General features: G+C 65.9%; 17 protein-coding genes. 7 read left to right on the top strand and 10 right to left on the bottom strand.

The features are described from left to right. Positions 1-182: 182 nt before the first annotated feature. From F8178_RS02990 to F8178_RS02980, 3 genes are read right to left on the bottom strand one after another with little or no spacing between them, the layout of a single operon-like run. A complete protein-coding gene (locus tag F8178_RS02990; protein WP_317493030.1) occupies positions 183-1,052 on the bottom strand; it encodes a metal ABC transporter permease in 870 nt (289 codons plus the stop codon). Continuing rightward, complete coding sequence (locus F8178_RS02985; protein WP_317493029.1) at positions 1,052-1,867, bottom strand: ATP-binding cassette domain-containing protein; 816 nt, start codon at positions 1,865-1,867, stop codon at positions 1,052-1,054. Before F8178_RS02985 ends, F8178_RS02990 begins: the two co-directional genes overlap by 1 nt. Beyond that, a complete protein-coding gene (locus F8178_RS02980) occupies positions 1,864-2,961 on the bottom strand; it encodes a metal ABC transporter solute-binding protein, Zn/Mn family (RefSeq protein WP_317493028.1) in 1,098 nt (365 codons plus the stop codon). The genes F8178_RS02985 and F8178_RS02980 overlap by 4 nt, the downstream gene beginning before the upstream one ends. Positions 2,962-3,326: 365 nt before the next feature. On the opposite strand from F8178_RS02980, the gene F8178_RS02975 reads away from it, so the two are divergent. The 6 genes from F8178_RS02975 (at position 3,327) to F8178_RS02950 (ending at position 8,152) form a co-directional block, all read left to right on the top strand. Next, positions 3,327-4,442 carry a LacI family DNA-binding transcriptional regulator gene (locus F8178_RS02975; protein WP_317493027.1) on the top strand — a complete coding sequence of 372 codons (1,116 nt, stop codon included), beginning with the start codon at positions 3,327-3,329 and terminating at the stop codon, positions 4,440-4,442. A gap of 105 nt (positions 4,443-4,547) precedes the next feature. Beyond that, positions 4,548-5,039 (top strand): carbonic anhydrase, encoded by a 492-nt coding sequence (locus F8178_RS02970; protein WP_317493026.1) that lies wholly within the window; start codon positions 4,548-4,550, stop codon positions 5,037-5,039. Positions 5,040-5,088: 49 nt separating this feature from the next. Continuing rightward, on the top strand, positions 5,089-5,964 hold the full coding sequence (locus F8178_RS02965; RefSeq protein WP_317493025.1) for an A/G-specific adenine glycosylase: 876 nt from the start codon (positions 5,089-5,091) through the stop codon (positions 5,962-5,964). Next, entirely contained in the window at positions 5,965-6,927 is a 963-nt protein-coding gene (locus tag F8178_RS02960) for an N-acetylmuramoyl-L-alanine amidase (RefSeq protein WP_317493024.1), read from the top strand. A 29-nt stretch (positions 6,928-6,956) separates the two neighbouring features. After that, the gene (locus F8178_RS02955; protein WP_317493023.1) at positions 6,957-7,301 is read left to right on the top strand and encodes an antibiotic biosynthesis monooxygenase; all 345 of its coding nucleotides are present in this window, start codon (positions 6,957-6,959) and stop codon (positions 7,299-7,301) included. 11 nt (positions 7,302-7,312) lie between these two features. Then, entirely contained in the window at positions 7,313-8,152 is an 840-nt protein-coding gene (locus F8178_RS02950; RefSeq protein WP_317493070.1) for a Sir2 family NAD-dependent protein deacetylase, read from the top strand. A 9-nt stretch (positions 8,153-8,161) separates the two neighbouring features. Here the strand turns inward: F8178_RS02950 and F8178_RS02945 are convergent, their stop codons facing one another. The 4 genes from F8178_RS02945 to F8178_RS02930 all read right to left on the bottom strand — a co-directional run bounded on the left by F8178_RS02945 (position 8,162) and on the right by F8178_RS02930 (position 15,259). Next, positions 8,162-9,379: an ABC transporter permease gene (locus F8178_RS02945; protein ID WP_317493022.1), complete on the bottom strand. Its 1,218-nt coding sequence runs from the start codon at positions 9,377-9,379 to the stop codon at positions 8,162-8,164. Positions 9,380-9,384: 5 nt separating this feature from the next. After that, positions 9,385-10,086 carry an ATP-binding cassette domain-containing protein gene (locus tag F8178_RS02940; protein WP_317493021.1) on the bottom strand — a complete coding sequence of 234 codons (702 nt, stop codon included), beginning with the start codon at positions 10,084-10,086 and terminating at the stop codon, positions 9,385-9,387. Beyond that, a complete protein-coding gene (locus F8178_RS02935; protein ID WP_317493020.1) occupies positions 10,083-11,456 on the bottom strand; it encodes a hypothetical protein in 1,374 nt (457 codons plus the stop codon). Before F8178_RS02935 ends, F8178_RS02940 begins: the two co-directional genes overlap by 4 nt. Before the next feature lie 1,235 nt (positions 11,457-12,691). Further along, a complete protein-coding gene (locus F8178_RS02930) occupies positions 12,692-15,259 on the bottom strand; it encodes an ATP-dependent Clp protease ATP-binding subunit (RefSeq protein WP_317493019.1) in 2,568 nt (855 codons plus the stop codon). A gap of 562 nt (positions 15,260-15,821) precedes the next feature. On the opposite strand from F8178_RS02930, the gene F8178_RS02925 reads away from it, so the two are divergent. After that, positions 15,822-16,679: a (2Fe-2S)-binding protein gene (locus tag F8178_RS02925; protein ID WP_317493018.1), complete on the top strand. Its 858-nt coding sequence runs from the start codon at positions 15,822-15,824 to the stop codon at positions 16,677-16,679. A gap of 49 nt (positions 16,680-16,728) precedes the next feature. On the opposite strand, the gene F8178_RS02920 is transcribed toward F8178_RS02925, so the two are convergent. The 3 genes from F8178_RS02920 to panD all read right to left on the bottom strand — a co-directional run bounded on the left by F8178_RS02920 (position 16,729) and on the right by panD (position 18,832). Further along, positions 16,729-17,076, bottom strand: coding sequence for an Lsr2 family protein (locus F8178_RS02920; protein WP_317493017.1), 348 nt, complete (start codon positions 17,074-17,076; stop codon positions 16,729-16,731). Between the two features lie 505 nt (positions 17,077-17,581). After that, positions 17,582-18,376 (bottom strand): type III pantothenate kinase, encoded by a 795-nt coding sequence (locus F8178_RS02915; RefSeq protein ID WP_317493016.1) that lies wholly within the window; start codon positions 18,374-18,376, stop codon positions 17,582-17,584. Between the two features lie 9 nt (positions 18,377-18,385). Continuing rightward, positions 18,386-18,832 (bottom strand): aspartate 1-decarboxylase, encoded by a 447-nt coding sequence (panD, locus tag F8178_RS02910; protein ID WP_317493015.1) that lies wholly within the window; start codon positions 18,830-18,832, stop codon positions 18,386-18,388.

The raw sequence follows: 18,832 nt of genomic DNA, 5'->3' as shown, positions 1-18,832 counted from the left end.
CCGCGGACCCACCAACCTCGACAACCCCGCCCTCCCCAGCGGCGAACACCACCGACGCATCCACCACAGCGAATGGAACATCCACATCGGAACCGACGGCCATCCAACCTGCATCCCACCACCCTGGATACCCCGACAACGCACCGGCCACGACGGAGAAACCCACCTGACACGGTGGGACCTCACAGCGTGGCGTGTTCGACTCGCACCCTGCCGCGTAGATACTCCACAAGCCTGCACACCAGGTAGATCGCGAACGAGATCGCGGTCACGAACGCGCTGATCGGTACACCGGGCGCGAGCGAGAGCACGATGCCACCCAGCACGGCCACCTCGGCGAAGATGATCGCGAGTACCATCGCCCGCGTGGGGCTGGACGTCACCCGGCATGCGGCGGCCGCAGGTGTGACGAGCAGGGCGAGCACCAGCAGCATCCCCACCGTCTGCACGCCAAGAGCGGTGGCGATTCCGACGAGCACCGCGAACAGCGGTGTCAACCACGCTACCGGCACGCCACGTGCGGCCGCTACCACCGGATCAGCGCTCGCGAACAGCAGCGGCCGGTATACCAGTGCCAGCACCAGCAGCACCGCGACGGTGCTGACGGCGTACACCGCGAGGTTGCTGCGGTCGATCGAGACGACCTGGCCGATCAGCAACCCGAGCTGGGTGTGGGCGCGGCCAGGGTAGAGCCACAGCAACAACACCCCCACACCCAGACCGAAGGCCAGCACCACACCGATCACCGAGTCCCGTTCGGAGGACTTGCCGCCGAGGATCCCCAGGAGCAGCGCGGCGACGACCGCACCGGCGATCGCGCCATACTCGACAGCCATCCCCTCGAACACCAGGCCAAGCAGCAACGCGGCTGCGGCACCGGTGAACGCGAGCTCGGCGGTGCCGTGCACCGCGAACGCCATCCGCCGCATCACGATCAGCGGGCCAAGCGCACCTGCCACCAGGCCGAGCAGCGCGGCCGCGAGCAACGCGTTCTGCACGAAGTCCAGCCCGAGTAGGCGCATGGTGAGCTCGATGTCGAACAGGTTCTCCATCACGACACCCGTTCCGCCACATGGTGCGGCTCGTCCTCGCACAGTGCAACCTGAGCCCCTGCGACGTGGAGCTGCCCGGCGATCCTGACAACCTCGACGGGGGTGTTGTAGAGGCCCGTCAATGTCGCGGAGTTCATCACCTCGTCCGGGGCTCCGATACGGAAGTCTCCGGCGTTGAAGTACAGCACACGATCCACATAGGAAAGTACCGGGTTGATCTCGTGGGTGACGAACACGACGGCGGTGCCTGCGTCCCGCCTACGCTTGTCGATCAGCTCACCGACGCTGCGCTGGTGCGTCACGTCGAGCGAAAGCAGCGGCTCGTCGCACAGGAGCACGCTCGGCTCCCCAACCAGGGCCTGCGCTACCCGCAACCGCTGCCGTTCCCCGCCCGAGAGGCGAGTGATCGGCTGGTGCGCGAACGGGGCCGCGCCGACCGCCTCGACCGCCTCAGCGATCCGGCGATCCCGTACCCTCCTGCCGCGCACACCCACACCCCAGCGGTGCCCGTCGAGGCCCAGACCGACGAGATCGACACCGCGCACCACAGGTGCCTCCTCGGTGGTGCCCTGCTGGGGGATGTAGCCGATCCCCGGGGCGCGGCGGGTATGCCGCACCCCGGGGAAGGCGACCGAGCCCGCGCTGAGCGGCAGCTGTCCGAGCAGCACCTTCAGCAGGCTGCTCTTTCCCGAACCGTTCGGGCCGAGCACAGCCAGGAACTCGCCTCGCGCGAGGTCGAGGTCAAGACCGGACCACAGGGTGCGCGAGCCGAAGCTCAGGCTCGCACCCCTGACCTGGACCGCTGTGTCCGTCATTGCTCAGCCGCTGCCACCAGTTCATCCAGTTGACCAGCCACCCATTCGACATAGCCAGCAACACCCTCGGGCAACGTCTCGCTGATGTCAACAACCGGGATTCCCGCCTCCTCGGCCTCGGACACCACCGTCCGGGTGACGGGCGTGTCCGTCTGCGGGTTGTTGATCAGCACGTCGATCTCGCCGTTGCCGATGGCCTGCAACACCTCGTCCTGCGCCGCAGCGGGGACGTCGGAATGCGCCTCGATAGCGTCGCTGAAGTCCTGCGGCGTGATGTCGTCGATGTGCGCGGACTCAAGCAGGTAGTAGGCAACCGGCTCGGTGGCGATCACGGTCAGGTCGGGGTGAGCCTCGCCCAACTCGTGCAGCTGCTCCTCCAACCCGTCGAGTTCGGTGATGAACTCAGCGGCATTGTCCTCGAACTCCTCGCGGTGCTCGGAACTCAGCTCGCCCAGCTCGTGCGCGACCTCCTCCGCAACCGCCTTGACCGTGTCGAGGTGGTACCAGACGTGCTCGTTCACCCCGTGCCCGTGATCGTGGCCGTGGCCGTGCTCGTCCTCGTGGCCGTGCTCGTCCTCGTGGCCATGCTCGTCCTCGTGGCCATGCTCGTCCTCGTGGCCATGCTCGTCCTCGTGGCCATGCTCGTCCTCGTGGCCATGCTCGTCCTCGTGGCCATGCTCGTCCTCGTGACCGTCCTCAGCGAGCCCGGACAACTTGAACGCCTCGATCGTCAGCAGGTCGTCTTCCTGCTCGGCGAACTGCTCGGCGAAGGGATCGAAGCCGCCGCCGTTATAGACCATCAGGTCCGCCTCGGCGGCGATCAGCCCGTCCTCCGGGGTGCTCTCGTAGGTGTGTGGATCGACCGCCGGATCCTCGATGATCGAAGCGACATCGACGTGGTCCCCCCCGACGGCCTCCACCACACTTCCCCAAGCGGTCGTAGACGCGGCGACGGAGATCTCGCCACCACCTTGGCCGCCTGACTCCTCGTCCCCCTCGGCTGCACAGGCCGCGGCGACGAGTGCGGCTGCGCTCAGCGCGGACGTCGTGCTCAGCAGCCTCCATCGCTTATCGGCTCGTTCGGTCGTGGTCATCGCATCAGACTCCATACAGTTCGGGCACGCGGTACCAATCGATAATGGAAACGGTTGTCGATTTATCTTACACCGTCCGGGCGATGAAGCCGAGATGTCAGCACTCTGCGTGATACAGCGCACGGCGACGAAAACGGAAACCGCGCATACGAACGGCACCCGAATACGTGAAGCGCCGCTGTTGCACGGCGAGAGCCAGCCGGCAATCGGGCAGCCCGTACGAGGACCAATGTTGTCGCTATATCGATATCGTGACTTCATCACGCCGGGTGCGCTGGACACCGGAGCTCATTGCCGGTACGGCTATAGCCCGGCCCGCAACCCTCGGCTTCTGAATCGGCTTCTGAACCGTTACGGTTCCATTCATGAGCCGCCCGATACGCACCAGACGGCAAGCGACACTGGCGTCGCTTGCGGCCGAACTCGGCGTGTCACGTACCACCGTCTCCAACGCGTACAACCGCCCCGACCAGCTCTCCCCTGAGCTGCGGCGACGCGTCCTGGAGACGGCGAAGAAGCTGGGCTACCCCGGACCGGATCCGGTAGCCCGGTCGCTGCGTACACGCAAGGCGGGCGCCATTGGTCTGCTGCTGACCGAGAATCTCTCCTACGCTTTCCGGGACCCGGTGGCGCTCGGTGTACTCGAGGGCATCGCGCTCGCCTGCGAGGACAGTGGCATCGGTCTGCAGCTGCTCCCCGCGGGCCCCGGCAACGACGACGTCTCGACAGTGCACCGCGCGGGGGTGGACGGCTTCATCGTCTACTCGGTGCCCGACGACGACGCCCACCTCGCCGGGGTGCTGCAACGGCCGGTCCCGACGGTGATCATCGACCAGCCGTTGATCGACGGGGTGGACCGGGTCGGCCCCGATGACGAGGCCGCCATGACCTCCATCGCGAACCACATCATCGAGCTCGGCCACCGCTCCATCGGCGTGCTGTGCATGCGGCTGTCCCAGGACCGCAACGACGGCCCCGCACCCTTGCTGCGGCAGCACCAGGCGCACTACCACATCCAGCGCACCCGGTTGAACGCGCTGGCCACGACCTTCGACAACGTGGGAGTGGACTGGTCCACGGTCCCTGTCGTCGAGCGGTTCGACCATACCGTCGCCGACGGTGCCTCAGCCGCAGCCGAACTCCTCGAAGCCGAACCACAGGTCACCGCACTGATCTGCACCTCGGACATCCTCGCGCTCGGCGCGCTGGAGGAAGCCGTGCGCAGGGGTCTCCGGGTGCCCGCCGACCTCACCGTCACCGGCTTCGACGGCATCGCCGACGCCGAACGCGCTGGGCTGACCACGGTGCACCAGCCGGTGAAGGAGAAGGGCCGCGCCGCGGGGGACCTGCTGCTCGACCCGACCCGCACCACCGGAACCGCCCCGGGCTCCGCTCAGGTCATCACCCTGGAAACCGAGCTGAAAATCGGCACCACCTCGGCACAGCCCCGCACCACGGAGCAGCACTGGTTCGGCCTGTAACAGCCCGGCAACGCTCGGGGTGACCTGCGTCCAACTGTATTGCCGGAACACATATGCACGGGATGCAATAGCTCAGCGAACCACCGATAGCCGAAGGGAACCGCCGTGACAACCACCGACGAACTCCTCAACCGCAACGCCGAGCGCACCGTCCCGGCAACCACCGGTGGGTCCTCAGCCGTGCCTTCGCGCAACGTGGCCGTCGTGACCTGCATGGACACCCGGATCAGCCCGTACGAGGTGCTGGGCTTGCACACCGGCGAGGCCCACGTCCTGCGCAACGCGGGCGGAATCGTCACCGACGACGTGATCCGCTCGCTGGCGCTGAGCCAGCGCAAGCTGCAGACCCGCGAGGTGATGGTCGTCCAACACACCGGCTGTGGCGTCGGCACGGTCACCGAAGACGGCTTCAAGGACGAACTGGAGTCCGCCACCGGCGTGCGGCCGACGTGGTCGGTCGAGGCCTTCGCCGACGTGTACGAGAGCGTGCGGCGCTCGGTCCGGCGGGTCCGCAGCAGTCACTTCCTGCCGCACGCCGACCAGGTACGTGGCTTCGTCCTGGATATCGATTCCGGGAAGCTCACCGAGGTGAGCTGAGCGCCACCTGGCACAGGCGTGATCATGGTAGGGCTACCATCGCCGTACCATGACCATCGATCCCGACATCCTCATCGACTGGTTCGACGACCACGCGCGGGACCTGCCGTGGCGATCGCCGGACTGCGCGGCGTGGGGCGTGCTGGTCAGCGAGATCATGCTGCAGCAGACCCCGGTGGCACGGGTGCTGCCCGTCTGGCAGGAATGGCTGCGTCGCTGGCCGAGTCCGGCCGCGCTCGCCGGTGCCAGCCAGGCCGAGGTGCTGCGCGCGTGGGGCAAACTCGGCTACCCGCGCCGCGCGCTGCGACTGCACGCGGCGGCGAGCGCGATAGCCGAACAGCATGACGACACGGTTCCAGCCGACGTAGCAGCCCTCGAGGCGCTACCGGGAATCGGCACCTACACCGCGAGGGCGGTGGCCGCCTTCGCCTACGGACGGCGCGTCCCGGTGGTCGACACCAACGTGCGCCGGGTCGTGGCACGGGCCGTGCACGGTGCGGGTGATGCCGGACCGTCGACGAGCACCAAGGACCTGACCGACGTCGACGAGCTGCTGCCCGCATCCCAGGAACGGGCAGCCCGGTTCTCCGCTGCCCTGATGGAGCTCGGCGCACTGGTGTGCACAGCGCGGTCGCCGCGCTGCCAGGATTGCCCGGTTCGCGCCAGCTGCGCGTGGCAGCGGGCGGGCAAGCCCGCCTATACCGGCCCCGCCAAGCCGGTTCAGCGTTTCGCCGGCACAGATCGCCAGGTCAGGGGACTGCTGCTGGACGTGCTCCGCGATACGGCGGAACCGGTGACGAAAACCCGGCTCGACACGGTGTGGCCACAAGACGGCCAGCGGGATCGCTGCTTAGACTCACTACTGGCTGACGGGCTCGTCGAGCAGACCGCGGACGGCAGGTTCGCGCTACCGGGAGAGCAGTAGATGGCAGCGGAGTCGAGGCACACGCGGCGCTGGGCGCTGCGAGGTGGCCTCACGCTCCTGGCAGGCGTCGCTGGCGGCGCCACCGCCGTTCCCAGCGCGGTGGCGCAGCCGTCGGGCTCTGCGGGCACCGCAGCCGAACCCCAGGTATTCGGCACCGAGCGGTGGCTGGCACGGGAACCTGCGGAGCCCGTCGACGTCGCGAGCTACCCACCTTCCTACATCGTGGTGCATCATACGGTGAACCCCGGCAACAATTCGGACTTCACGCGGCGGCACGCCTTCCGCATCTCCCGCTCGATCCAGGATTTCCACATGGACTCCCGCGGCTGGATCGACTCCGGGCAGCAGTTCACCATCAGCCGGGGTGGTCACATCACCGAGGGTCGCCACCGTAGCCTCGAGATCCTGCGTGGCGGCAGGCACCACGTGGTGGGCAACAACGTCGGTGGGCACAACGACGAGGTCATCGGCATCGAGAACGAGGGCGACTACCGCACCGAGGACGTCCCGGACCGGCTGTGGAGCTCGCTGTGCGACCTGGTCACCTACATCGCCGACCGGTACGGTATCCCGCCGGAGCGGATCGCGGGACATCGCGACTTCAACACCACCGCGTGCCCCGGTGACGTGCTCTACGCCCGGCTGGACGAGCTACGGGCCGAGGTCGGCAGGCGGCTTGGCAGGCCGGTACGCGGCAGGCCTGCGCGGTCAGAGTGGCCACTGCTCCGGCCAGGGGATCAGGGCGAGCAGGTGCGGGTGGCGCAGCGGCTGCTGCGCGATCACGGCGCGCGTGACGTCGAACCGGACGGGGTCTTCGGGGAGGTAACCAGGGACGCGGTCGTGGAGCTCGGCCGCAGGTACGGCGCGGAAACCGCGACGTGCTGCGGCAGCACGCACGGAGACGAGCCCGGCATGCTCGGTGCCGACCTGTGGCCGAAGCTCGCGGGCAGCCCGCGGATGTGATCTGCCCCCTGGCGGCTTACCCTTGGCGCATGGCTGTCGTAAAGATCAACGCGATCGAGGTCCCCGAAGGCTCCGGCCCCGAGCTGGAACGCCGGTTCGCCGAACGCGCCCGCACCGTCGACTCCGCACCCGGTTTCCTCGGCTTCGAGCTCCTCCGCCCCACAGGTAATGAGAGCCGCTACTTCGTCTACACCAAGTGGGAGACGGAGGAGGACTTCCAGAATTGGGCCAACGGCCCAGCGAAGGAAGCGCACGCCGGTGAGCAGCGCCAGCCGGTGGCCACCGGTGCGAGCCTGCTCGAGTTCGAGGTGGTGCTGCGCAGCGAGCCGGTCGCCAGCGGTGAGGAGCCCACGGGCCAGCAGGAGCACACCTGACGGTGACCGCGCTGTCCACGAGATACGCGGATGCCGCCGAGCTCGTCGCCGCCGCCGACGGTTTGCTGGTTTGCGCGGGTGCGGGCATGGGGGTCGATTCCGGGCTGCCCGACTTCCGTGGCAACGAAGGTTTCTGGCGCGCCTACCCGCCCTATGCCAGGCTCGGGCTGGGTTTCACCGACCTGGCAGATCCCGCGCACTTCGCGACCGACCCCGAGTTCGCCTGGGGTTTCTACGGTCACCGCCTCGAGCTCTACCGCCGCACCGAGCCTCACCGCGGTTTCGGGCTGCTGCGGCAGTGGGGTCAGCGCACCGGTGGTGGTGTACGGGTGTTCACCTCGAACGTCGACGGCCAGTTCCAGCGGGCCGGTTTCCCGCACGAGCAGGTCTGCGAGGCGCACGGCTCCATCCACCACCTGCAGTGCCTCGCAGGATGCACCGGTGAGATCTGGCCCGCCGACGGGTACTCGGTGACCATCGATCCGGACACGATGCGAGCCCGGCCACCACTGCCGAGCTGTCCCGGTTGTGGTGCCGCCGCCCGCCCCAACATCCTCATGTTCGGCGACGCCGATTGGATCGCCGACCGGAGCCAGGAGCAGCTGACGCGGCTACGCGCCTGGCAGCGGGAGCGGAGGTCGCTGGTGGTGATCGAGCTCGGTGCAGGCACGGCGGTCCCCACCGTGCGCCGCTACGCCGAGGCCGCCACTGCCACGTCTGGCGCGCTGATCCGCATCAACCCGCGGGAACCGGAGACGCGCTCGGGGACCTCGCTGCCCACCGGTGCGCTCGAAGCGCTGCAGGAGATCGACCGGCGGCTACGGGAGGTCGTCCGGCGGTCGCACCGATAACAGGAATGATCACTCCTCTCGGAGTGCGGTGTCGGCGGGAAGGCCCGCTGCCCTGTAGGCCGGATACACCCCGCCGAGCATCAGTGCGGCAGCGGGGAACCCCAGGAGGCCGAATAGGATACTCCAATCCGGGAACAGAATCTCATCGGGAACTGAGACGCCAAGGATGTTCTCCCCGGCGAGCAGAGTCGAACCGATAGCTCCCGTTGCCGTTCCGACGGCGACTCCCACTAGCCCGGCGAGCAGCCCGTATGTGGCGAGCTCGCCTAGCAACGTGCCGGTAATCCGGGTGCGAGTGAACCCCATAGCGGTCAGGACGCCAATGTCGCGCCGCCGAGTACGGGCGACGTTCGCGCCAATCGAAATACCGGAGCCCAAGCAGTACAGACCGACGACACCGAGCAAGCTCCACCCGAGGAGCTCCACAACAGTGACGGACTCACCGAGGCCAGTAAGTTGCCCTTGCAAGCTCTCGGCATAGAATCCACGTTCAGTGAGCGCGCGTTGCACGCCGAGGACCTCGTCGCCGGATTCGGCTTCCACAATCGCTTTCGGAAACGGAACACGGGTACCCAACGATCCGGGAGGAACTCCCTCCCTGGCAGCCGCGATCTCGATCGCGGTTTCATGCGCGAAGTAGGCGGCTCCCGGCCCGTCGGGATTCCCGAAGCCTGAATCGTAGACTCCGACGACCCGCACATCACGGTACGCAGGCTCGCCAGTTTCGGGGCCGCTGCGTTCGGTGTACTCGATTTCCAGAGTATCGCCCAGGTACTCGGCCAGGGCTTGGCCTTCGAAACGGTCAGGCAGGATCACCTCGTTAGGTTGCAGTGGCAACACGGGGTCCCGAATGGCTTGCACGATCGGGGGTTGGCCAACGTCAATGTGCGGTGTAGCCCAGAGCGCACCGGCGGGAACGGACTGGTCAGTGAATAGGAAGCCTTCCTGTACCCAGGGCTGTACTTGCCGCACACCGGGAATCCGGCCCATCTCCTCCAGCGCATCGCGTGTCACCGGCCGCACGTCACCGATATGCTCGGACGACACGGTGACGCTACGGTACGCGCCAGTCTCCGTGACCTGTTCCTGGGTATGCTGCTGAGCAGCATCACCCACCATCATCACCCAGATCACGAGGACTACCCCCACAGCACTCAGCACAAGCAAGCTACGTTGACGACGCAGATCGGAACGGACGTGACGACGAACAAGCAAGCCGTCGAACATGATCTCTAACGCACCTCCTCCGCGCTCGTCGTCAGACGTCCAGCATCGAGATAAGCGACGCGGTCTGCTACGCGCCCAACAGCAGCGTCATGTGAAGCGATCACTACGGTCCGACCGGAGCGTGCGACGCTGGAAAACGTATCGAGCACCTTACGAGCTGCCGTCTCGTCGAGTCCCGAGATTGGCTCATCGGCGAGCACGACCGGCGGGTCATTGATCAACGCACGAGCCAAACCAACCCGCTGGCGCTCCCCGCCGGAGAGCTCTTCGGCACGTGCATCGCCCCGATCCGCGACCGCGAACTCCTCCAACAGATCCGCAGCCCGATTGCGGATCGACTGTCGCGCTCCGTGCCCCGCGATGAGCACGTTCTCCTGTGCGGTCAACGCTGAGAGCAGGTGATGGTGTTGAAAGACGAATCCGAGCAACCGAGCCCGGAGCCGCGCGGCATGCGGATTCGACCGCAGATCTGCACGCTGTCCCGCCAACCACACCTGGCCAGCATCCGGGCGTATGAGCAGACCGATGATACCGAGCAACGTGGACTTACCCGCCCCGGATGCTCCTCGAATCCACAACACCTCGCCCCGATCGGCAGTCAACGAGACATCCCTAAGCACCGAACACCCGGGAAACGACTTCGTGATGCCGCTCAACTGGACGCCCGGATCGGGTGCGAGCTGAGACTCGCTTCCAGCTGTTGTCATCTATGGTCCAACCCTTCACGGATCACCAAGGCAGTAGTCGCCAGGCCACACTCCGATGTCCCGCGATCAGGCCGGTACAGCCGGGTAAATCCCTGGCAGCCACGCAGCTCCGTCGTCCATGTATAGGCGTCATCCAGTAGCGCATTGTATTCGGATTGCGGTAGGTCTCCAGCGATCGCAGCGACCCCAGCAAGGAGCTCACGAAGGGTGAGCTCCTCGTACCCGGCTCGCAACAGGTCAGGGGTATCGTCCAGCAAATCTCGATAGTACTCCGTAATCCGTTCCTGCTTTTCCTGCGCAACGAAGGGTCGTAGGCCGAGTAACGTCCATGCCTGGTAGCGATCCTCGTCATCGCGTACCGGAAACGGCTCAGGGACGTGTAACTGCGGCACCTCGCCGCCCAGCTGCTGTAGCATATTGACCAGCATCCACACCGAGTCGAGCTGCTCACGGAACAGCGGTCCCTCCAACTTCCGGCGCAATGTCGCGGAGGCCTCCGCGCGGAGCTCGTCGTCGACGTCGTCAACCTGAAGCAGTGTCGTCGCACCGTAGGCGACATCGAGGTCCGCACCCCGGCGCCGTGCCTCGTTGATCTCTTCACGCACCGCCTCGCGGGTTTCCGGTCCGAGAATTTCCTCAGCCGCCTGTGCGTAGGAAGCGAGCCATGCCACGAGGTAGGTGGTCCGCAACGTACCGAACGCATGGACTCGCTTCCTGAGCAGTCCGGATTCGTCATCGATCCGATCAGCACTCTGCCCAACCAGACCGGACAACGCGGCAGTATCCCCTGACGCTTCGAGCCACACACGCGAGGCGAACCCGACGAGCGGGTCATCCAAGTCGGCCGGATCATCCAACACAGGGCTAACGAGCTGCCGGGCGTCCGCAGCACGCGTGGGAGCCACTTGCCCGGTCACGTGCCGCTCCACGCACAGTGCTCCGTACAAGTTCATCATGCTCGACAGATCATGCACCTCCGGCACGGGCGGCACCTCGATCCCCGTGGTCCAGTCGCGGCCGTCGTCCAGGATCGCCGCGGCATCCAGTGCTCGGCACTGTGCGTAAGGACGAGACACCTCGTCAACCCGCTGAGGCAGTTCGTCGAGCAACCGCTGCCGACGCTCGGCGGCCAGCGGGACGTCCGCGAGCTGGGCTACCTCGAGCATCGCGGCGACCTCCGCTATCCAGCGTTGCGAATCGTCCCGATCCAGCCGCATCGCCGACATGTCCACGTGCTGTCGCAGTAGATCCCGCGCGTCCGGCCAGTGCCGCAGGGTCTGCGCCACCCACCACTGCCCCCACACCGGCTCTTCCGCCACAACCTGGCTCGCGAGCTCATCGAGGCGGTCGATCGAACCTGACTCCGGCAATTCGCCGACCTCAGCCAGTACCTCGAAGACGTACGTGCTGGCCTCGAACGAGGCACCCCCACCCCGTCAGCCGCAGGATGCTTGTACAGCCCGGCGGAATCCCGTAACGACAGCAGGTCCTCGGCCAACTCTTGTTGTGCTGCATCTAACGGTAGCTCCCGCCACCACCATCGCAACGGATCGATCAGCAGGAAGCCGACCAACAACACGATCAACACCAAGGGTGAGCCGTACCGGGCGGGTGGCCGCCCCAGCCAGGGGCGACCACCCGCCGACTTCTCAGCCGACACACTCACGTAAGATCAAAGACCTTATCAGAAAAGTGACGTTGTGTTCGCATTTACCGTAACTGTTTGCCCATTATAAAACGCAGCCGCTGTCACTGTATTCTCCGTCCATACTGTGCGCCAATTTACAGAGAAGTTACCAGACAAGTACGAGCCTCGCTGGCCACCGCTGTTGGTCCAAGTGGTACTCACACTGGAACCACTGTCACCGAACGCGTCCACACTCGCACCGAGCCCGTAGCCATCGATCGTGGTGGTGTTCCGAACCCAATCCGACCCCGAAACAGGGGAGTGCCCACCTTCAATGACAGCGGACGTATTATAATCCCGACTTCGCGACACTGCGCTCTCCGTCCAGATGTTCGCATTCAGCGCAGCACTATTGGTGAAGGGCGAGCTGTTGCTGTCACTTGCGAGCGGCTCAACCCCATCCGGGCCATCGAGTGCGCTCTCCTGAGCCGCTGCGGCTCCCGGCAACGCTAGAGACCTGTACATGCTGCCATGGCCGCGACAGTACGACGTACACGAGGCATACCAAGACTCCTTCCCCAGTCAAACATAATATCGATTCCCTGTAGCAATACGGGAAAACAAAAAATCTCTCATAAATGAGATCGAATACGAGCGGAAGCTCACCCCCAGATGAAACTTAGGCCATCCCAGTCACAAAAAACACTACCAATAGCAACCAAGTCACACAACTCAAAAAATAGAACTAAACGTGTACGTCAAACGGAGCAGCTGCGTAACGTGGTCAGGCACTGCTGCACTACAGCAGAAAGCTTGCCGATCCCCTAATATCGGCACTTGCTCGGGGTTCCTTATGCGAATGTCGGCAGATACACCACGATGGTTCAGTGGAGATGGTTCCCAGTTTCCCGGTCGGCAGCCGACCCGCATACCAAGGGCCGGCCCCTTTCAGGGCCGGCCCTTGGTATGGTCGACAACTTACGACTCGGAGGCCTCGCCGCTCTCGCTGCCGCCGCTGCCCTCACCGCCGGTCGCCGCGACGTCGACCGGGGGTGCGTCGGGCACGTCGGCGGGGCGAGTCTCGCCGCGGAAGACGAAGTAGGCGTCTTCGTGCCTGCCCGTCTCCTCGTCGTAGTTCTCCACGTCGACGACGACGATCTGGCCGGACTCGATCTCGCCGAAGAGGATCTTCTCGGACAGCTGGTCCTCGATCTCGTGCTGGATGGTGCGCCGCAGTGGCCGCGCACCGAGCACCGGATCGAAACCACGCTTGGCGACGACCTGCTTGGCCCGATCGGTCAGCTCCAGCGCCATGTCCTTCTTCTTCAGCTGCGTCTCGACCCGCTCGGTCATCAGGTCGACCATCTCGATGATCTGCTCCCTGGTGAGCTGGTGGAACACGATCACGTCGTCGATGCGGTTGAGGAACTCCGGCCGGAAATGCTTCTTCATTTCCTCGTTGACCTTCTGCTTCATCTTGTCGTAGCGGGTTTCCTCGCTACCGCCGGAAGAGAAGCCCAAGCTCACCGACTTGGAAATGTCCTGGGTACCCAGGTTCGACGTGAAGATGAGCACGGTGTTCTTGAAGTCGACTGTGCGGCCCTGACCATCGGTGAGCCTGCCGTCCTCGAGCACCTGCAACAGCGTGTTGTAGATCTCCTGGTGGGCCTTCTCGATCTCGTCGAAGAGCACCACGGAGAACGGCTTACGGCGAACCTTCTCGGTGAGCTGGCCGCCCTCCTCGTAGCCGACGTAGCCGGGGGGAGCACCGAACAGCCGCGATGCGGTGTAGCGGTCGTGGAACTCACCCATGTCGATCTGGATGAGGGCGTCGTCCTCACCGAACAGGAAGTTCGCCAACGCCTTGGACAGCTCGGTCTTCCCGACACCGGAGGGACCGGCGAAGATGAACGACCCCGATGGACGCTTGGGATCCTTCAGCCCGGCGCGGGTCCGGCGGATCGCCTGAGCGACGGCCTTGACCGCGTCGTCCTGGCCGATGATCCGCTTGTGCAGCTCGTCCTCCATGCGGAGCAGCCGGGTGGTCTCCTCTTCGGTGAGCTTGAAGACCGGGATACCCGTCCAGTGGGCCAACACCTCGGCGATCTGCTCGTCGTCGACCTCGGTGACGACGTCCAGGTCGCCGTCCTTCCACTGCTTCTCACGCTCGGACTTCTGGCTGAGCAGGGTCTTCTCCTCGTCGCGCAGCGACGCGGCCCGCTCGAAGTCCTGCGCGTCTATCGCCGACTCCTTCTCCCGCCGCACGTCGGCGATCTTCTCGTCGAACTCGCGCAGGTCCGGCGGCGCGGTCATCCTGCGGATCCGCATCCGCGCACCCGCCTCATCGATGAGGTCGATCGCCTTGTCCGGCAAGTACCGGTCGTTGATGTAACGGTCGGCCAGTGTGGAAGCCGCGACCAGCGCCGAGTCGGTGATCGAGACACGGTGGTGCGCCTCGTAGCGGTCCCGCAGCCCCTTGAGGATCTCGATGGTGTGCTCCAGCGAGGGCTCGTTGACCTGGATGGGCTGGAAGCGGCGCTCCAGTGCGGCGTCCTTCTCGACGTGCTTCTTGTACTCCTCGAGCGTGGTGGCGCCGATGGTCTGCAGCTCACCACGGGCGAGCATCGGCTTGAGGATGCTGGCCGCGTCGATGGCGCCCTCGGCGGCACCGGCACCGACCAGGGTGTGCAGCTCGTCGATGAACAGGATGATGTCGCCGCGCGTCTTGATCTCCTTGAGCACCTTCTTCAAGCGCTCCTCGAAGTCACCGCGGTACCGCGACCCGGCGACGAGCGAGCCGAGGTCGAGGGTGTAGAGCTGCTTCTCTTTCAGCGTCTCCGGGACCTCGCCCTTGACGACGGCCTGGGCGAGCCCCTCGACCACCGCGGTCTTGCCGACACCGGCCTCGCCGACCAGCACGGGGTTGTTCTTGGTGCGGCGGGACAGCACCTGCATGACCCGCTCGATCTCCTTGCTGCGCCCGATGACCGGGTCCAGCTTGCCTTCCCGTGCCGACTGGGTCAGGTTGCGACCGAACTGGTCGAGCACCAGCGAGGACGACGGGGTCCCTTCGCCGCGGCCGCCACCTGCCTCGGCAGGTTCCTTGCCCTGGTAGCCGGACAGCAGCTGCAGCACCTGCTGGCGCACGCGGTTGAGGTCGGCGCCGAGCTTGACGAGGACCTGCGCGGCCACGCCCTCACCCTCACGGATGAGGCCGAGCAGGATGTGCTCGGTGCCGATGTAGTTGTGGCCGAGCTGCAGCGCCTCGCGCAGCGAGAGCTCAAGCACCTTCTTCGCGCGCGGCGTGAACGGGATGTGCCCGCTCGGCGCCTGCTGACCCTGGCCAATGATCTCCTCGACCTGCTGGCGGACACCCTCGAGCGCGATCCCCAGGGACTCGAGCGCCTTGGCAGCGACACCCTCACCCTCGTGGATCAGACCAAGAAGGATGTGCTCGGTGCCGATGTAGTTGTGGTTGAGCATCCTGGCCTCTTCCTGGGCCAGCACAACCACCCGCCTCGCGCGGTCGGTGAACCTCTCGAACATTCCCACTCCCTCGACTGCTGCGTCGGCGGTGATGAGGCAGCCACGCCGGTGGACGTGGCCTTTTCAGCACCGTACGGACCACTGTAGTAGTCATCCCCTGCTCCCTGGGCACCCACTACAGCCGAATTCCACCTTCGAACGGACCGTCTCACTTACCTGCCGTCGACCGCCGTCGACCGCGTTGCCCGCCGCCGGGCTGGTCGGCGGCCTCGAACCACTTCACCACGACCGTGCCCGCAACGCATACCCGCGGACACGGGCCGCTGACGCCCACGGGCGCGGCTGGATGACCGCCCGCAGGCGACGTCCCGCTAGCGGCACGAAAACTTGCTGGTCACACCCTGACAACGTGGCAGCCTACGCCCGGGATTCCCGAAGCGGACAGCTGTCCGCCGAGCGCGAACACGGAGGTTAGCGGCCGTTCGCTCGTCTCGGCTCCGACCGGCGCAGGCATATACCGGCCAGCACAGCCACCGAAGTGACGTACGACATCTGCACGATCGACACAGACACGATAAAGTTAGGCATACCTAAGCACCCGAACGGAGCAGCGGAGGTCGCGATGCGCGCACGGACATCACTCCGTGACGCCCCACGCGCCACACCCGCCCTGTCCGATTCCCTCACCCGGATCAACCAGCGCCAGGAGCTGGTCACGATCGAGCTCGGCGCCGGCACGCCGGAACCATCGCGGCGACCGATGCGGCGGCAGGACCGGCACCACTGCGCCGGGATCCTCGCCGAGGGTTTGGCAGGCTGGCACGCGATCACCGCCCGGTGGTTGCAGCAGGAGTACGGCGAGGCACCCGAACGCACCGTCGCGGCCCACGTCCGCTCCTGGTATCTGAACGTGCCCGCGTTGGCAGGGGCGCTGCTGTTCCACCACGACCGGCGGGTGCCGTGGCTGCGCCCCGCGGACCTGTCGTTCCGTCTCGCCGCCGACGGCAAACCGGCGCCCGAGACGATCACCCTGCACAGTGCCGCCTTCGCCTGCCTGCCGGATGATCCGGCGGCGGGCGATCCCGCGGCCACCGTGGTGGACTGCGAGCACAGGCTGGCCGCGCTACTACGCGCCCGCTATGCCGCGCACGGGGCAGAATTCGTGCGCACGTACCGACCTGCTGTGCGATTCGGCAGTCGCAATCTGTGGGGTGCGGTCACCGACGCGCTCGACATCAGTATGTGGCGCGCCGGAAAGCACGCGGGCGACGAGGCCGCGGGAGTGGCCGACGCCGCATTGCTCCTTCCGGAAAAGTCCGCGCCGTTCACCTCGGCGTCGACCCTACGACAGGCTTCCGGGAGTAACAGTCATACCGAGTGGACGCGCCGCAAAGAATCGTGCTGCTTCCACTACCTGCTCGCCGACGGCAAGGGAGAATGCGCCACCTGTCCCAGAGTGGTTCCGCCACGTCGTGAGTGATCGAACGGCCCGAGCTCGATCGATCACTCACGACGTGGCCATCCACCACTCACTTCCGCTTGTGATAGGCGTCGACAACCTCGCTCGGGATACGACCGCGATCGGATACCTGATATCCGTTCTTACGCGCCCACGCGCGAATCGCCTGGTTCTGCTCCCTGTCAACCGAAGCGCTACGGCTCGCGCGTCCACCGCCGCTCTTACTCGAGCTCTTCTTCCTGCCACCCGCGCGGCGGGCGTGTTCGATGTACTGCGCCAGCGCGTCCCTGAGCTCCTCGGCATTCTCCGCGGACAGGTCGATCTGGTACGTGACACCGTCCAAACCGAACTCGACCGTCTCCTCGGCCTCCCCGCCGTCCAAGTCATCGATCAGCGATACGAGTACCTTCTGCGCCATTCGTTTCCTCCAGCACCAGAATGATCTACGGCTCCTACACGTGCAATGCCAACCTACCGGATCGCAACGACTGCATCTGCCACGTATTAGTACTCTAATTCCACTCTAATCGCAAATCCGATCCGGGGTCACACACCGGGCCCCGCCTCCACTATTAGTCATGATGTGCGGGGTTCCCCGGAACGTGCCACCCCAAGAACGATCGGTCGACCACCCAACCCCCGTGATTCTTCCCGATTCCGGCATACCCGGGAAGCTGCTGAGCACGATACACCTATCGAACACGCTCGAATGGTTGCACCGGCTCGGGATCGCCTGGTTCGCGTCGTGTTCCGGCGGCGACGGTAACAATACCAGCCGCTTTACCAGGCACGGAGCGGGCCCGCGCGCGGCTTGTCCCGGGATCAGTCGGGAGAATCCGCGCCCTTCACCGAGCGGGCTGCCACAGAAAATCCACCCTGATGATGGGATACCGGACGCGGATCACGAACGGTCGCTAGCAGCGCTAGCGCGCGTTTCGCTCGAATGCCAGCCGCAACCCCATCAGGGTCAGGTCGGGCCGGTGATCGGTCACGGTCGCCAGTTCGTGCACCAGCAACGGTGCCAATCCGCCGGTGGCGACCACCGCCACCTCTGATCCACCGGCCATGCCCCCCTCGCGCAGCTCGTGGATGATCCGGTTCACCAGGCCGTCCACCTGCCCGGCGAAACCGTACAGAATGCCGGATTGTAGGCACTCCACCGTGGTCTTGCCGATCACCGACCGAGGCGGCACCAGCTCCACGGCACGCAGGGCAGAGGCACGGGAGGCGAGTGCGTCCAGCGAGATCTCCACCCCGGGAGCGAACGCCCCACCCAGGAACTCCCCGGCGGCCGACACCGCGTCGACCACCGTCGAGGTGCCGAAATCCACCACCACGCACGGGCCGCTGTGCAGGTGGTACGCGGCCACCGCGTTGGCGATCCGATCCGCACCCACCTCCCTTGGGTTGTCGACGCGCAGCGGCAGACCGGTACGCACCCCCGGCTCGATGATCACGGCGGGAATCAGCTCGTAGTAACGCGCGAACATCACGCGCAGCTCCCGCAGCACCGGCGGAACCGTGGACAGCGCGCTGATCCCGGTGATCTCACCGGCATGCTCGCCGAGCAACCCGCGCATGGTCAGCGCGAGCTCGTCGGCGGTGGTGTGCGGCTCGGTCCGCATCCGCCAGTCGTCGACGAGTTCGGCAGCATCCCCCTTGCCTCCGTAGAGGCCGATGACGATGTTGCTGTTGCCGACATCGACGGTGAGCAGCATCGCGGGCGCCTAGCCGCCCGCCCTGGCGAGGGTGGCTGGCCGTTCCACCGGCACGGCCCCGCTGACCAGCCCGGAACCTTCCGGCGCGTGCCCGGGGTCACCGCCCGATTGCTGGATACGGTTATCGGCGTCCACGAACAGGATCCGCGGCTCGTAGCTGACCGCCTCGTCATTGCTCAGCTGCGCATACGACAGCAGGATCACCAGGTCACCCGGGTGAACCAGGTGCGCGGCTGCTCCGTTGATGCCCAGGATCCCGCTATCGGCCTCACCGGGGATCACGTAGGTCTCCAGCCGTGCGCCGTTGGTGATGTCGACGATCGTGACCTGCTCGCCCGGCAGCAGGTCGGCCTCGCGCATCAGCGTCTCATCGACGGTGACGGACCCGACATAGTGCAGATCGGCCTGGGTCACGGTGGCACGGTGGATCTTGGACTTCAGCATGGTGCGGTACAT

The organism is Haloechinothrix sp. LS1_15, from assembly GCF_033042135.1.
Taxonomy (GTDB): Bacteria; Actinomycetota; Actinomycetes; order Mycobacteriales; family Pseudonocardiaceae; genus Haloechinothrix.
Note: the sequence above shows the minus strand (reverse complement) of the source record. Positions and strands in the feature narration are given on the sequence as shown.